11 protein-coding genes and 3 tRNA genes are annotated in these 14,671 nt (G+C 61.3%); 7 read left to right on the top strand and 7 right to left on the bottom strand.

All coding sequences use genetic code 11. From position 1 onward, the window contains the following. Positions 1-17 precede the first annotated feature (17 nt). Genes AC0JZ8_RS15395 through AC0JZ8_RS15385 form a run of 3 tightly spaced genes read left to right on the top strand, consistent with a single transcriptional unit; the run spans position 18 to position 4,407 of the window. A complete protein-coding gene (locus AC0JZ8_RS15395) occupies positions 18-1,802 on the top strand; it encodes a gamma-glutamyltransferase family protein (protein ID WP_471892905.1) in 1,785 nt (594 codons plus the stop codon). A gap of 3 nt (positions 1,803-1,805) precedes the next feature. Beyond that, positions 1,806-2,570 (top strand): DUF1028 domain-containing protein, encoded by a 765-nt coding sequence (locus AC0JZ8_RS15390; protein ID WP_430256465.1) that lies wholly within the window; start codon positions 1,806-1,808, stop codon positions 2,568-2,570. Between the two features lie 10 nt (positions 2,571-2,580). Continuing rightward, on the top strand, positions 2,581-4,407 hold the full coding sequence (locus AC0JZ8_RS15385) for an ABC transporter ATP-binding protein (RefSeq protein ID WP_471892904.1): 1,827 nt from the start codon (positions 2,581-2,583) through the stop codon (positions 4,405-4,407). 17 nt (positions 4,408-4,424) lie between these two features. Here the strand turns inward: AC0JZ8_RS15385 and radC are convergent, their stop codons facing one another. From radC to AC0JZ8_RS15365, 4 genes are read right to left on the bottom strand one after another with little or no spacing between them, the layout of a single operon-like run. Beyond that, the gene (radC, locus tag AC0JZ8_RS15380; protein ID WP_471892903.1) at positions 4,425-5,249 is read right to left on the bottom strand and encodes a RadC family protein; all 825 of its coding nucleotides are present in this window, start codon (positions 5,247-5,249) and stop codon (positions 4,425-4,427) included. Between the two features lie 2 nt (positions 5,250-5,251). After that, positions 5,252-6,091, bottom strand: a complete 840-nt coding sequence (map, locus tag AC0JZ8_RS15375; RefSeq protein WP_062457453.1) for a type I methionyl aminopeptidase — start codon at positions 6,089-6,091, stop codon at positions 5,252-5,254. Between the two features lie 26 nt (positions 6,092-6,117). Further along, positions 6,118-6,837, bottom strand: coding sequence for a DNA/RNA nuclease SfsA (gene sfsA, locus AC0JZ8_RS15370; RefSeq protein ID WP_471892902.1), 720 nt, complete (start codon positions 6,835-6,837; stop codon positions 6,118-6,120). A 27-nt stretch (positions 6,838-6,864) separates the two neighbouring features. Continuing rightward, a complete protein-coding gene (locus AC0JZ8_RS15365; RefSeq protein ID WP_471892901.1) occupies positions 6,865-8,712 on the bottom strand; it encodes a PHA/PHB synthase family protein in 1,848 nt (615 codons plus the stop codon). 121 nt (positions 8,713-8,833) lie between these two features. Between AC0JZ8_RS15365 and AC0JZ8_RS15360 the strand changes: the two genes are divergently transcribed. The 4 genes from AC0JZ8_RS15360 (at position 8,834) to recJ (ending at position 13,963) form a co-directional block, all read left to right on the top strand. Further along, entirely contained in the window at positions 8,834-9,238 is a 405-nt protein-coding gene (locus AC0JZ8_RS15360) for a hypothetical protein (RefSeq protein WP_092662150.1), read from the top strand. 129 nt (positions 9,239-9,367) lie between these two features. After that, entirely contained in the window at positions 9,368-10,588 is a 1,221-nt protein-coding gene (locus tag AC0JZ8_RS15355; RefSeq protein ID WP_062457440.1) for an LL-diaminopimelate aminotransferase, read from the top strand. Positions 10,589-10,684: 96 nt separating this feature from the next. Continuing rightward, positions 10,685-12,004 carry a homoserine dehydrogenase gene (locus tag AC0JZ8_RS15350; RefSeq protein ID WP_471892900.1) on the top strand — a complete coding sequence of 440 codons (1,320 nt, stop codon included), beginning with the start codon at positions 10,685-10,687 and terminating at the stop codon, positions 12,002-12,004. Positions 12,005-12,157: 153 nt separating this feature from the next. Continuing rightward, complete coding sequence (recJ, locus tag AC0JZ8_RS15345; RefSeq protein ID WP_471892899.1) at positions 12,158-13,963, top strand: single-stranded-DNA-specific exonuclease RecJ; 1,806 nt, start codon at positions 12,158-12,160, stop codon at positions 13,961-13,963. Between the two features lie 25 nt (positions 13,964-13,988). Here the strand turns inward: recJ and AC0JZ8_RS15340 are convergent. The 3 genes from AC0JZ8_RS15340 to AC0JZ8_RS15330 form a co-directional block, all read right to left on the bottom strand. Continuing rightward, positions 13,989-14,063 (bottom strand) — tRNA-Glu (locus AC0JZ8_RS15340). A 151-nt stretch (positions 14,064-14,214) separates the two neighbouring features. Next, positions 14,215-14,289, bottom strand: a tRNA-Glu gene (locus tag AC0JZ8_RS15335). A gap of 149 nt (positions 14,290-14,438) precedes the next feature. Continuing rightward, positions 14,439-14,513, bottom strand: a tRNA-Glu gene (locus AC0JZ8_RS15330). Positions 14,514-14,671: the final 158 nt, after the last annotated feature.

Raw genomic sequence — 14,671 nt, 5'->3', positions numbered from 1 at the left:
TACAAGGAATACCGAGAATGACCGAATTCACCACGCGCCCCGAAATCCTCGGCACCTTCGGTGTCGTCACCTCCACCCATTGGATTGCCTCCGCCGTCGGCATGGCGATCCTCGAAAAGGGCGGCAATGCCTTCGACGCGGCGGTTGCCACGGGCTTCGTGCTGCAGATTGTCGAACCGCATCTGTGCGGCCCGGGCGGCGACATGCCGGCCGTCTTCTACTCGAAGAAGACCGATAAAGTCGAAGTCATCTGCGCTCAAGGGCCGGCGCCGACCGGTGCCACCATCGAGCACTATACGTCGGAAGGTCTGAAGCTCATTCCCGGCGACGGCCTTCTCTCGACCGTCATTCCCGGCGCATTCGACGGCTGGATGCTGATGCTGCGCGACTATGGAACGATGACCGTTCGCGAGGTTCTGGAGCCGGCGATCTACTACGCCGAGCATGGCCATCCGGTGCTTCCGCGCGTGTCGAACACGATCAAGGGCCTGGCTGAATTCTTCCGAAAGGAATGGCCGACATCCTATGAGACATGGCTGCCGGGTGGCGTTGCGCCGGAAGCACTCTCCAATTTCAGGAACCCCGTTCTCGCCGAAACCTACAAGCGGATCATCTCCGAATCGGAAGCGAAGTCCGGCCGCGAGGAACAGGTCCAGGCGGCCCGTGACGCGTTCTATCGCGGCTTCGTGGCCGAAGCGATCGACACCTATCTGAAGACTGCCGAGGTGATGGACGCGAGCGGTTCCAAGCACAAGGGCGTGCTCACCGCCGACGACATGGCCAACTGGAGCGCCACCATCGAAGCGCCGCAAACGCTCGATTACCAGGACTGGACGATCGCCAAGACGCCGGCCTGGGGGCAGGGACCGGTGCTGCTGCAGTCGCTGGCACTCCTCAAGGGCTTCGATCTCGAGGCGATGGACCCGGCCGGTCCCGATTTCGTCCACACGGTCGTCGAGGCAATGAAGCTCGCATTCGCCGACCGCGAGGTCTATTACGGCGATCCGGAATTCAGCCAGATCCCCACCGAATATTTGCTGTCGGAAGGTTACAACAGCGAGCGGCGGAAGCTGATCGGCAGCACCGCTTCGATGGAACTGCGCCCCGGCACGGTTCCGGGCTATGAGCGCCAGGTCGATGCGACGATGGCGATGCTGGCGGAGATGAGCGGCACCGGCACGGTTTACGAGCCGACCATGTCGCACCTCACCGAAAAGCGCGGCGACACGGTGCATATCGACGTCATCGATCGCTGGGGCAACATGGTCTCGACCACACCGTCGGGCGGTTGGCTGCAGTCGTCGCCGATCGTTCCGGGTCTCGGTTTTGCACTCAATTCGCGTGCCCAGATGTTCTGGCTGAAGGAAGGCCTGCCGACCTCGCTTGCGCCTGGAAAACGCCCCCGCACGACGCTGACACCGTCGCTTGCTCTTCATCAGGGCAAACCCTCCATGGTGTTCGGCACGCCCGGCGGAGATCAGCAGGACCAGTGGCAGCTGCCGTTCTTCCTGCGCTACGCCCATCACGGCAAGAACCTGCAGGCCTCGATCGACATGCCGCTGTTCCACACCTCGCATTTCCCCGGTTCGTTCTATCCGCGCACGAGCTCTCCGGGCGAGATCATGGTCGAGAGCAATATCGGTGAAGCCGCACTCGAAAACCTCCGCCGTCGCGGCCACAAGGTCACCGTCGCCGATCCATGGACGGTCGGCCGCCTGACGGCTGCGCGTCGAGATGCTGACGGTCTGCTGAGGGCGGCCGCAACACCGCGCCTGATGCAAGCCTACGCGATTGGACGGTGAACCATGACCTGGTCAATCGTCGCGCGTGATCAAGACACGGGACATCTGGGCATAGCCGTCGCCAGCCGTTTCTTCGCGGTTGGATGCGCCGTGCCGCATATCAGGGGCAGGGTGGGCGCTATCGCCACCCAGGCCTTCGTCAGCCCGCTTTATGGAACCGATGGCCTAAAGCTTCTCGAGGAGGGCAGGTCACCGGATGAGGTCATTGCAAGCCTGACCGCGCGCGACGAAGGCCACCGCCAGCGGCAGATGCACCTGATCGACGCCCATGGCCGCAACGCCGCTTTCACCGGTGAAAACTGCGTCGATTGGGCCGGTCATCTCGTGGATCGCAACGTCTCGGTTGCGGGCAACATGCTGGCGGGACCGCAGGTGATCGCCGAGACCATGCGTGTCTACAACGAAGCGGCTGCACGCGGCGCACCGCTTGCCGAACGTCTGCTCGATGCGATGGACGCAGGCGAGGCGGCAGGCGGCGACAAGCGCGGCCGCCAGTCGGCAGCGCTCGTCATCTACCGCGACCAGGATTATCCCTGGCTGCGGATCAACGCCGATGATCATCCCGAGCCGCTTTTCGAACTGCGCCGCCTCTATGCCGTGGCGCAGGAGCGCTTCCTGCATGTCGCTGAGACCATGCCGACCCGGGAAAACCCGCACGGCATGACCGACCGCAGCATTATCGACGAAAAGATCGCCGCGCTCGAAGCGCAACGGCTGGCCGAAAAACGTCCGTCAGCCTCCTACGCCACCCCTTTGACGCTCAAGTAAGGGTCACCCGATGAGCCAGACCTCCACGCCGACTGTTCCCGTCCTTTCCGTGAAGAACCTCACCACCTCTTTCCTCGTCGATGGCGAATGGAAAAGCGTCGTCCGCAACGTCTCCTTCGATGTGATGCCCGGGGAAACGGTTGCCATCGTCGGCGAATCCGGATCCGGGAAATCCGTGACGTCCCTGTCGATCATGCGCCTGCTCGCGTCCAACACGAGCCGCATCGAAGGCGAGGTTATGCTGAACGGACGCGATCTCCTGTCCATCTCTGAGAAGGACATGCGCGGGGTGCGCGGCAACGAAGCATCGATGATCTTCCAGGAGCCGATGACCTCGCTCAATCCGATCTTCACCATCGGCCGGCAGATTTCCGAGGTTCTCACCCGTCACAAGGGGATGTCCAAGCAGGAGGCGCGCGCCGAAACCGTCAGGCTGCTCGAAAAGGTGCGCATCCCGAACGCGCAATCCCGTTTCGACGAATATCCGCACCAGTTCTCCGGCGGCATGCGTCAGCGCGTGATGATTGCCATGGCGCTTGCTTCGAAGCCCAAGCTTCTGATCGCGGACGAACCGACCACGGCGCTCGACGTCACCATCCAGGGACAGATCCTCGACCTGATCAAGGTGCTTCAGGAAGAAGAGGGCATGTCGGTCCTTTTCATTACCCATGACATGGGCGTCGTCGCCGAGATTGCCGACCGTACCATCGTCATGTTCCGCGGCGACGAGGTCGAGACCGGCCCGACCGAGGAGATTTTCCATCGCGGCAAGCATCCGTATACGCGGGCACTGCTCTCGGCGGTGCCGAAGCTGGGTTCGATGCAGAACCACGCCTGGCCCACCCGCTTCCCCGTGGTCGACATGAAAACCGGGTTGGCCGTCGAGCCGATCGAAGTGGCCGGCACCGTGGAAAAGGGCCGCACACCGGTCCTTAGCGTCAAGAACCTGGTGACCCGTTTCCCGATCCGCTCCGGCCTCCTGTCGCGCCAGACCGGCGCGGTGCATGCGGTGGAAAATGTGTCCTTCGATCTGTTCCAGGGCGAAACGCTGGCTCTGGTCGGTGAGTCCGGTTGCGGCAAGTCGACCACGGGCCGCTCGATCATGCGCCTCGTCGATCCGACCGGCGGCGATATCTCGCTCGATGGCTACGACGTCCTTCGGCTCGATCAGGTCAGCCTGCGCAACATGCGCAAGTCCGTCCAGATGATCTTCCAGGATCCGTTCTCATCGCTCAATCCGCGCATGACGGTGGGTTCGGCGATATCCGAACCGTTCATCAAGCACCGGCTCGGCACGGTGAAACAGGCTCGGGAAAAGACTGCCGATCTCCTAGAAAAGGTCGGTCTTTCCGCCGACATGGCAAAACGCTACCCGCACGAATTTTCGGGCGGCCAGCGCCAGCGCATCGCGATTGCGCGGGCGCTTGCGCTCGATCCGAAGGTGATCGTTGCCGATGAAAGCGTGTCGGCGCTGGACGTGTCGATCAAGGCGCAAGTCTGCAACCTCCTGCTCGACCTGCAGCAGAGTCTCAACTTGTCCTTCCTGTTTATCTCCCACGACATGGCGGTGGTGGAACGCGTCAGCCACCGGGTGGCGGTCATGTATCTCGGCGAGATCGTCGAGATCGGTCCGCGCGCGGCCGTGTTCGACAATCCGCAGCATCCCTATACGAAGAAGCTCATGGCCGCCGTGCCGGTGCCGGATCCGGCCCGGCGTGGCATCAGACGCGGCATTTCCAACGATGAACTGAAAAGCCCGGTGCGCGGCATGGATTACCGGCCACCGGTTCGCGAGTATCGCGAAGTCTCCGACGGCCATGTCGTACAGGTCGCGTGATCGTCAGTCGCTGAAGGTCAGATCAGCTTCAACCCCTTGAGGCTGGCATGACCGTCCTTGCCGATGATGATGTGGTCGTGGACGGTGATGCCGAGTGGCTTTGCCGTCTCGACGATCGTCCGCGTCATGTCGATATCGGCGCGTGACGGGGTAGGGTCGCCGCTCGGGTGGTTGTGGACGAGGATGAGCGCAGTCGCCGAAAGCTCCAGGGCTCGCCGCACCACTTCGCGCGGATAGACCGGCGTGTGGTCGACCGTTCCATGCCCCTGGATTTCGTCTGCGATCAATGCGTTGCGCTTGTCGAGAAAGAGCACCCGGAACTGTTCGCGCGCTTCGTATGCCATCGCCGCATGGCAGTAATCAATCACCGAAGACCAGGACGAAAGCACCTGCTTGCCCCGCAACTCGCTTCGCAGCATCCGCTGCCCCGTCGTCGCGACAAGCTTGAGGTCGAGCGCGACGGCCTCGCCGATACCCTTGACCTCCTGCAGCAGTCCGAGCGGCGCGCCAAGCACGCTGGCAAGGTTTCCGAAGCGAGCAATCAACGCTTTCGCGAGCGGCTTGGTATCGCGCCTCGGGATGGAGCGGAAAAGCAGGAGTTCGAGGATCTCGTAGTCTGCAAGCGAGGCGTCGCCGTGGTCCCGGTACTTCTCCCGCAGCCGCTCGCGGTGGCCGTGGTAGTGCTCCTGAGTGACGGCGGGGGATCCAAGTTGCGGGATCTTGGCTGCTGATCTCTTGGCCTGCGTCTCTGCAAAGAACCCGCGTTCATCGATAGACAGGGCCGCCCCGTCGTCCTCTTCTGCTTCCATAGGGTCATGCGAGGAGACGGGCGGGTTGGTCATGGTCAGGCCTGCAATGGAGGCAGGCCGGGCCGGTCGAGACCGCCGGGCGACAGGGTGAACACCTCGCATCCCGTCGCGGTAACACCGACCGCATGCTCGTACTGAGCAGACAGCGACCGGTCACGGGTGACCGCAGTCCAGCCGTCGGACAGGACCTTCACATGCGGCTTGCCGAGATTGATCATCGGCTCGATGGTGAAGATCATGCCTTCCCGGATTTCCGGACCTTCGTCGGCGCGGCCGTAGTGCAGGATGTTCGGAGAGTCGTGGAACAGACGACCGACGCCGTGGCCGCAGAAATCGCGCACGACCGAGCAGCGCTCGGCCTCCGCATAGGACTGGATCGCTTCGCCGATCGCGCCGGTGCGGGCGCCGGGCTTCACGGCTGCGATGCCCCGCAGAAGGCATTCGTAGGTCACGTCCATCAACCGTTCGGCAGCGCGTTTGATCTGTCCGACCGGATACATGCGGCTGGAATCGCCGTGCCAGCCATCGAGGATATAGGTCACGTCGATATTGACGATATCGCCCTCGCGCAGCGGCTTGTCTTCAGGCATGCCGTGGCAGACGACATGGTTGATCGAGGTGCAGACCGAGTATTTGTAGCCGCGATAGCCAAGTGTTGCGGGAAGGGCGCCATTGTCCATGCCGAACTCGAACACGAAACGGTCGATCGCATTCGTGGTGATACCTGGCTGAACGATCGCCGCAAGTTCGTCGAGGCAGCGCGCCGTCAGCTGGCAGGCCTTGCGCATGCCGTCAAAATCCTGCGCCGTATCGTAGAGACGGATAGCACCCGTGTTTTTTGAGGGGGCGGAAACCGCCTCGATGTAATTGACCATGATATTTCTCTCGCAACTCCTACAGTTCATAAAACAGAGGGGCGGGGTTCGTCCATCATAACCATTCCCGACGCTATGATTTCCTCCGGCGTGACGCGACAGCGGAGCGCATAGGCCTCGACGCCGCGCGCCTTGGCACGATCGAAAGCGATCGCATACATCGGGTCGAGATCGCTGCAGATCGAAAACCGCGTGCAGTCGTGACGCTGAATGAGGTAGATCATCACCGCCCGGTGACCTGCCTCCGCCATATCGCCGAGCTCCTCGAGATGCTTGGCGCCGCGCTTCGTCACGGTATCGGGAAATTCGGCGAGCCCCGCTGAACGGCTGAAATGGACGTTCTTCACTTCCACATAGGCATCCGGCAGATCGTCCTCTCTCAGGAGAAAGTCGATGCGAGAGTTACGCCCGTATCTCTGCTCGCGCAGGATCGTGCCGTAGCCGGAAAGGCTGGGGATCAAGCCGGCACGGATCGCTTCTTCGGTCAGCCTGTTGGGCAGTCCGGTATTGATACCGACCATCTCGCCGCCGGCCTCTACCATTTCGAACATGTGACGGTATTTGCGGGTCGGACTGTCATGCTCCGATACCCAGATCCTCGACCTGGGCTCCGTCAATCCCCGCATGGAACCGGTATTCGGGCACGACCCGGTGAAAGGCGTGCCATCCTCCAGCACCGCGTCGAACAGGAAGCGCTTGTAGCGCTGGACAAGCGTTGCGGAGACGAGCGGCGGATCAAAGCGCATGAGGTTCTTCTGGAATGCTGGGAAGTGTCAGTCGCGGACGAGAACGTAGGTTCCCGGTGCGTCGGCCAACGCGGTGAGCGCTGACCCGCCGGGCTTTCGGGCCGGCACCTGGTCACCCGCTTTCGGTCCGATCCAGTCCTGCCAATGCGTCCACCACGACCCCTCATGCTCCTGCGAGCCGGCAACCCAGTCCTCCAGCGTGTCCTTCAATTGGCCATCGGTCCAGTATCGGTACTTCCGTCTTTCCGGCGGATTGACGACGCCGGCGATATGGCCGGATCCAGCCAGCACGAAATCGACCGAACCGCCAAACAGCGACGAGCCGAGGAACACGGATTTCGCAGGCGCGATGTGGTCTTCGCTTGTGGCAAGATTATAAACGGGAATGACGATGTCCTTCAGCGACAGACGCTCCCCGGCAAGTTCCATCAGGCCGTTGGAGAGCTTGTTATCGAGGTAGCAATTGCGCAGGTAGTAGGCGTGGTTGGCAGGTGTCATCCGGGTCGAGTCCGAATTCCAATACAGCAGGTCGAACGGAAGCGGCTCCTGTCCCTTGAGGTAGTTGTTGACCACGTAAGGCCAGATCAGCTCGGACGCCCGCAGCATGTTGAATGCCGCCGCCATCTTCGACCCGTCGAAATAGCCGGTCGCGTTCATATAGGTCTCGATCGTCGAAACCTGCGCCTCGTCGACGAAGACCTTGAGGTCGCCCGCATGGGTGAAATCGACCTGGGTGGCGAGGAACGTCGCCGATGCGATCCTGTTCACGTTTGTCTTGGCGTGGTAGGCGAGGGTGGCGGTCAGCAACGTTCCGCCGACGCAGTAGCCGATCGCATCGACCTCGCGTTCGCCGGTCGACGTCTCGATCGTGTCGAGCGCAAAATCGATGCCCTCGTGCATGTAGGCTTCCCATCCCTTGGCCGCATGGCGCCCGTCCGGATTGACCCAGGAGATCACGAACACGGTGTGCCCGCGGTCGACGCACCACTTGATGAAGCTCTTTTGCGGCGTCAGGTCGAGAATGTAGAACTTGTTGATCCAGGGCGGCACGATGACCAGCGGCCGCTTGAAGACCGTCTCCGTGGTCGGCTCGTATTGCAGAACCTCGCAGAGATCGTTGCGGGCGACGACCTTGCCGGGTGTGAGCGCGATATTGAGGCCGAGCGCAAACTTCGAGGCATCCGTCTGGCGAAGTCTCAGCTCGCCGCCGCCGGCCATGATGTCCTCGGCCAGCATTTTCATACCGGTGACGAGATTGGCGCCATGCGAGGCGACCGTCGCGCGATAGACTTCGGGATTGGTGATCGCAAAATTTGCAGGCGACAACGCAGCGGTCACCTGCTTCACGTAGAATGCCGCCTTGTGCCGCGTGTGCTCGTCCAGCCCCTGCGCCTCAGCAACTAGCGTCTCGGCCCAGGTAGCGGTAACCGTGAAGACTTGCCGCATGAACGCAAAGAACGGATTCTTCACCCAGTCCTCGTCGGCGAATCGCTTGTCTCTCGGCAGCGGCGCTGGCTCGCTCTCTTGAGGCGCGCCTCCGAACTGCGAGAGCGATCGGGTCCAGATCCCCATATAGCTTGAGAACAGCAGGGTTTGCGCTTGCAGCGTCCGCTGCGGCTCTGAAATCCAGTACTCGGTGACCTGCGAAAGCGTCTTGATGAGATCACTGAGCGGATCGAGCGCGGGGTCTGGAATATCGCCGCGCTCCCTTGGCGCGAGCCATTCCGATGCGGCCTTGCCGAGGTTTTCCATTGCACGCGCGAAATTCATCGCCATCTCGTGCGGGTCCTTGACGATGTAGGCCTCGACCGCCTTGGGGTCGAAGCCCGGAAATTCCGGACCGCCTGTCCCCTTATCCCCGGAGTTTTGCGCCACGCGAGCCCTCCTCGTCAGCTGTCGTCTGATTTCATTTGTACATTGTGGCTGAAACCGAATACAAGTGCCAGCGGCTAGGCTGCCGGGTAGATGGCCCCGGCGACAGAAAATGGGTACGGACATGGAAAAACTGAGGCGTCGCATCGGCTGGTTACCGCTTTTCATCGGTATCGGCGCCATGCCTCTTGTGTCCGGCTGCAACAGCAACAGCTTTGCGCTGGATGACGGTATTCCCAATACGCCGCCACCGGCCGTCATCACGCAGACCAGGACGGCACCGCCTCCGGGTCCGATCGTCAAGCGCGACACCGGCACATATCCCACATTCGACTATACGCTTCGCGCTGCCAACGAGCAGATCGAAGACGCCGACTATCAGAAGACCGAGCCGCGCATGGCATCGCTTGCCCGAGCCCGCAAGTCCGGCACCATCTCCGAAGCGGAGTATCAGCGTCGTGTGGTCGAGTACCGCAAGCTCGCCACCGATCATGGCAAGGATGCCCAGGCCGGTATTTCCGGCCAATAGGGCGACGAGCCGATCCGGCCGGATATTGCTATTGCGTTTGAGGACATTTGGCCGCAAAGCAAAAATGGCATAAAGTGAGGCTCGAGCAGCGGGACGAGCTCTGCTTCGATTTCATCCTTGAGGAACAACATGGAAGAGTTTCATAAAGTCCGGCGTCTGCCGCCCTACGTTTTCGAACAGGTGAACCGTTTGAAAGCAAGCGCGCGAGCGGGTGGCGCGGACATTATCGATCTCGGCATGGGCAATCCCGATCTACCTACTCCGCAGGCGATCGTCGACAAGCTCTGCGAAGTGGTCCAGGATCCGCGCACGCACCGCTACTCCTCCTCCAAGGGCATTCCGGGCCTTCGCCGCGCGCAGGCTGCTTACTATGCACGCCGGTTTGGTGTGAAGCTGAACCCTGATACGCAGGTCGTGGCAACGCTCGGCTCCAAGGAAGGCTTCGCCAACATGGCGCAGGCGATCACCGCGCCCGGTGACGTCATCCTCTGCCCCAATCCGACATACCCTATCCACGCCTTCGGCTTCCTGATGGCGGGCGGCGTGATCCGCTCCATGTCTGTCGAGCCGGACGATAGCTTCTTTCCGCCGCTGGAACGCGCGGTGAAGCATTCGATCCCGAAGCCGCTGGCACTCATCATCAATTACCCATCCAACCCGACCGCGCATATCGCGTCGCTGGATTTCTATAGGGAAGTGATCGCGTTTGCGAAGAAGCACGAGATCATCGTGCTCTCCGATCTTGCCTATTCGGAGATCTACTTCGACGACAACAACCCGCCACCTTCGGTTCTCGAAGTGCCGGGTGCGATGGATGTGGCCGTCGAGTTCACCTCGATGTCGAAAACCTTCTCCATGCCCGGCTGGCGCATGGGCTTTGCTGTCGGCAACGAGCGGCTGATCGCAGCGCTGACGCGCGTCAAATCCTACCTTGATTATGGCGCGTTCACGCCGATCCAGGTGGCTGCAGCCCACGCGCTGAACGGTGACGGTGCCGATATCGCGGAAGTGCGCAGCGTCTACAAGCGTCGCCGTGACGTGATGGTCGAGAGCTTCGGCAAGGCCGGTTTCGACGTACCGCCACCACCGGCGACCATGTTTGCCTGGGCGAAAATTCCGGAAAAGTTCCGCCATCTCGGGAGTCTGGAATTCTCCAAGCTTCTCGTCGAGAAGGCGCACGTTGCCGTCGCACCCGGTGTCGGTTTCGGTGAGATGGGCGACGACTACGTTCGCCTCGCACTGGTCGAAAACGAGCATCGCATTCGCCAGGCCGCCCGCAGCATCAAGAAGTTTCTGTCGACGGCAGACGATACGATGCACAACGTGATTACGCTCAACACGCGTCGCTGACAGCGAATACGGCTGTCGATCACGATCTGAGGGGCGGCCATTCTGACCGCCCCATTCTCCCAAATACCAGTCTCCCAAAATACCAGGAAAACTATCATGGCAGATGCCCTCAGAGTCGGCATTGCGGGTCTTGGCACTGTCGGTGCCTCGCTCGTTCGCATCATCCAGACCCGTGCCAACGAACTCGCGGTCACCTGCGGACGCCCGATCGAGATTGCCGCCGTGACGGCGAGAGACCGCACCCGCGACCGGGGGATCGATATCTCTGCCGTGACCTGGTTCGACAGCGCCGAAGAACTGGCAGCAAACGCTGAGATCGACGTGTTCGTGGAACTGATGGGCGGTGCCGAAGGGGCGGCTGCTGACTCCGTGCGCGCAGCCTTGCGGCGCGGTCTCCACGTGGTGACAGCCAACAAGGCGCTGCTCGCCGCATCCGGCGTCAAACTCGCAAGGATCGCCGAAGAAAACGGCGCACTCCTCAATTTCGAGGCGGCCGTTGCCGGTGGTATCCCGGTCATCAAGGCCCTTCGCGAGTCCCTGACCGGCAACACGATTTCGCGTGTCTACGGCATCATGAACGGCACCTGCAATTACATCCTGACCCGGATGGAGAAGGAGGGTCTGTCCTTTGCCGACTGCCTCAAGGAAGCGCAGCGGCTGGGCTATGCCGAAGCCGATCCGGCCTTCGATATCGAGGGCAACGACACGGCACACAAGCTGGCAATCCTGACGACGCTTGCGTTCGGGACCCAGATCGCGCCCGACGAGATCTATCTCGAAGGCATCACCAATATCTCTATCGACGATATCCACGCGGCCGCCGATCTCGGCTACCGCATCAAGCTTCTCGGCGTCGCGCAGCGCACCGAAACAGGCATCGAGCAGCGGGTTCACCCGACCATGGTGCCCCGTGATTCGGTTATCGCGCAGGTCGATGGCGTGACGAATGCCGTGGCGATCGAATCCGACATCCTCGGCGAACTGCTGATGGTCGGCCCGGGTGCGGGCGGCAATGCAACGGCATCCTCGGTGCTCGGCGATATCGCCGACATCGCCAAGAGCCGCCCGGGCGCGCAGCAGGTTCCGGTTCTCGGCACACCGGCGGCTTCGCTGGCACCTTACAAGCGCGCCCAGATGCAGAGCCACGAAGGTGGTTATTTCATCCGGCTGACCGTTGCCGACCGGACCGGCGTCTTCGCCTCGATCGCTGCCCGCATGGCCGAGAACGCCATCTCGCTCGAATCGATCGTCCAGCGCTCGAAGCCCGATTCGTCGGCGATGTCGAAGACGATCATTCTCGTCACGCATGCGACGATGGAGAATTCGGTCCGCAAGGCCGTCGATGCCATCAAGGCCGAGAGCTATCTGGTCGGCGAGCCGCAGGTCATCCGGATCGAACGCCCCAAGGACATGTGATTCGTAGAGGCGTTGAGGCGCACTAGAGTGGCCCCGGTGTTTTTTCATCGAGGCAACGTCCGCTGCCGAAAACAGATTACTGTTGATGCGCCGATGCGCTAAAACGGCTGAATGACCACCCAATCGACCACCTCAATCGCCAGCAGCCTCTCCATGACAACGTCACCGGTCGATCCGGTACCGCGCGCGTTCCTGAACGTAGAGCAATCGGTGAGTGGCCAGCGCTGGGTGTCGCGGCTCGACCAGGCGGCGCAGAACCGTGCGCTCGCCATCAGCCAGATCCATGGCATACCCGAACTGGTCGCCCGCGTGCTTGCCGGCCGCGGCGTGACGCTCGACGATGCCCCGGCCTTCCTTGATCCGACCATCCGGTCACTGATGCCCGATCCGTTGACGCTGACGGATTGCGACAAGGCTGCAGCAAGACTGGTTGCGGCGATCAACCGACGGGAGCGGGTTGCGATCTTCGGCGATTACGATGTGGATGGCGCGGCCTCTTCCGCGTTGCTCTATCGTTTCCTGACGCATTTCGGTGTCGAGGCCGAGATCTATATTCCGGATCGCATCTTCGAAGGCTACGGACCGAACCCCAATGCGATCCGTCAACTGGTGGCGAACGGCGCGCAGCTGATCGTCACGGTCGACTGCGGCTCGACGAGCCTGGACGCGCTGACAGCGGCCAGGGACGAGGGCTGCGATGTGGTTGTCATCGACCACCACCAGGTCGGTCACGTGCTGCCGCCCTGTGTGGCGCTCGTCAATCCCAACCGCCAGGACGATCTCTCGGGGCAGGGGCATCTCTGCGCGGCGGGAGTCGTGTTTCTGGTCATGGTCGCGACCCTGAAGCAGTTGCGCGAAGGTGGCGATAGCCGCGCACAGTCTCTCGATCTGCTCGGTCTGCTGGATCTGGTGGCGCTGGCAACCGTCTGCGATGTCGTGCCACTAAAGGGGCTGAACCGGGCCTACGTGGTGAAGGGGCTGATTGCTGCCCGTCACATGGTCAATCCGGGGCTCACCGCATTGTTTCGCAAGGCGGGTCTTGGCGGACCGGTGACGCCCTATCATTTCGGCTTCATGATCGGCCCACGTATCAATGCCGGCGGGCGAATCGGCGATGCAGCACTCGGCAGCCGCTTGCTGACACTGGAAGACGATATCAAGGCGGAGGAAATTGCCGGCCGGCTGGACGATCTGAACCGCGAGCGGCAGGCCATGGAAGCCGCCATGCTGGCGGAGGCCGAAGCCGAAGTCCTTGGCGAATACGGCGACGCCGAGGGCGCGTCCGTCATCGTCACAGCGCATGAGAAATGGCATCCGGGCATCGTCGGTCTTCTCGCTGCAAGACTGAAGGAGAAATTCCGGCGGCCCGCATTCGCGATCGCTTTCGACCCGTCCGGCAAGGGCACCGGTTCCGGCCGTTCGATCAACGGTTTCGACATGGGCCGGATGGTTCGCGGCGCAGTCGAATCAGGGCTTCTGCTAAAAGGTGGCGGTCACGCCATGGCGGCGGGACTGACCGTCGAGCGCGCCAATCTCGGCAAGCTGCGCGCCTATTTCGAGGAAGTGGCGGCTGAGGGCGTTCCGGCGCTTGTTGCCAACCACGTGCTGAAGATCGATGGCGCACTATCGGCATCAGGGGCCACGATTGCGCTGTTCGACCAGTTGGAACAGGCGGGTCCCTACGGGTCTGGCCACGCGCAGCCCGTCTTTGCCATTCCCGCCCATCGTCTGAGAGACGTGCGGCTTGTCGGCACCGCGCATGTGAAGATCACGCTGGAATCGCTCGATGGCACGCGTCTGGAGGGGATCGCATTCAGGGCCGCCGAGACGCCGCTCGGCCAGATGCTGCTCAACTCCCGAGGAAAACAGATCCATGCCGCCGGATGTCTCACGGCCGACCAGTGGCAGGGAAACAGACGCATCCAGCTCAGGCTACTCGACGCGGTCGAGTCGCGGTGAAGTCAGGGATTGGCAGAAGGGGAACTGGTACGCCCTAGGGGAGTCGAACCCCTCTTTTCAGAATGAAAATCTGACGTCCTAACCGATAGACGAAGGGCGCGTACAGTGAGCGCTCGTATAGTCAGGCTTGCCCGATCCGGCAAGTAGGAAAATCGATATTTTCCTGTTTTTAAATGAAATATTCCAAGCCAAGGCAGGACGCGGGAAAACGCGCGAGCGAACAAGCCTGATGATATGGAAGAAGGGGGAAGTGGTACGCCCTAGGGGAGTCGAACCCCTCTTTTCAGAATGAAAATCTGACGTCCTAACCGATAGACGAAGGGCGCGTACAGGAGCGTCTTATAGGGACGCTTTTCCAAACAGACAAGCCAACAAACGGTATTTTTTGGAAGATAGACAGAGAAAATTGCGCGTCTGGATCCTCCAAGATAACTTAGAGGTTCTTGTGCATAATCAACACTTTGAAGGAGAGAACTGGTACGCCCTAGGGGAGTCGAACCCCTCTTTTCAGAATGAAAATCTGACGTCCTAACCGATAGACGAAGGGCGCGTACAGTGAGCGCCCTTATAGAGGGGTGATTTCGTTACCGCAAGCGCCAAAATGATGATTTTCACGAAAAATATGACAACTGAAAAATGCGGTTTCGGCGAGCGTAAAATCACGCCGAATCAGTATCTTAACTGACATCGGTTGCTCGCTCTCTTCGC

The sequence above is a fragment of the Velazquezella soli genome (assembly GCF_977018685.1).
The sequence above is the reverse complement of the archived record's forward strand: the minus strand, read 5'-3'. Positions and strand labels throughout refer to the sequence as shown.

Bases quoted from the DNA above. Each gene is read 5' to 3' on its own strand.
- recJ (WP_471892899.1), top strand. From the start codon at position 12,158: ATGACAACGTCACCGGTCGATCCGGTACCGCGCGCGTTCCTGAACGTA.
- AC0JZ8_RS15385 (WP_471892904.1), top strand. From the start codon at position 2,581: ATGAGCCAGACCTCCACGCCGACTGTTCCCGTCCTTTCCGTGAAGAAC.
- AC0JZ8_RS15355 (WP_062457440.1), top strand. From the start codon at position 9,368: ATGGAAGAGTTTCATAAAGTCCGGCGTCTGCCGCCCTACGTTTTCGAA.
- map (WP_062457453.1), bottom strand. From the start codon at position 6,091: ATGGTCAATTACATCGAGGCGGTTTCCGCCCCCTCAAAAAACACGGGT.
- radC (WP_471892903.1), bottom strand. From the start codon at position 5,249: ATGACCAACCCGCCCGTCTCCTCGCATGACCCTATGGAAGCAGAAGAG.
- AC0JZ8_RS15360 (WP_092662150.1), top strand. From the start codon at position 8,834: ATGGAAAAACTGAGGCGTCGCATCGGCTGGTTACCGCTTTTCATCGGT.
- AC0JZ8_RS15350 (WP_471892900.1), top strand. From the start codon at position 10,685: ATGGCAGATGCCCTCAGAGTCGGCATTGCGGGTCTTGGCACTGTCGGT.
- sfsA (WP_471892902.1), bottom strand. From the start codon at position 6,837: ATGCGCTTTGATCCGCCGCTCGTCTCCGCAACGCTTGTCCAGCGCTAC.
- AC0JZ8_RS15390 (WP_430256465.1), top strand. From the start codon at position 1,806: ATGACCTGGTCAATCGTCGCGCGTGATCAAGACACGGGACATCTGGGC.
- AC0JZ8_RS15395 (WP_471892905.1), top strand. From the start codon at position 18: ATGACCGAATTCACCACGCGCCCCGAAATCCTCGGCACCTTCGGTGTC.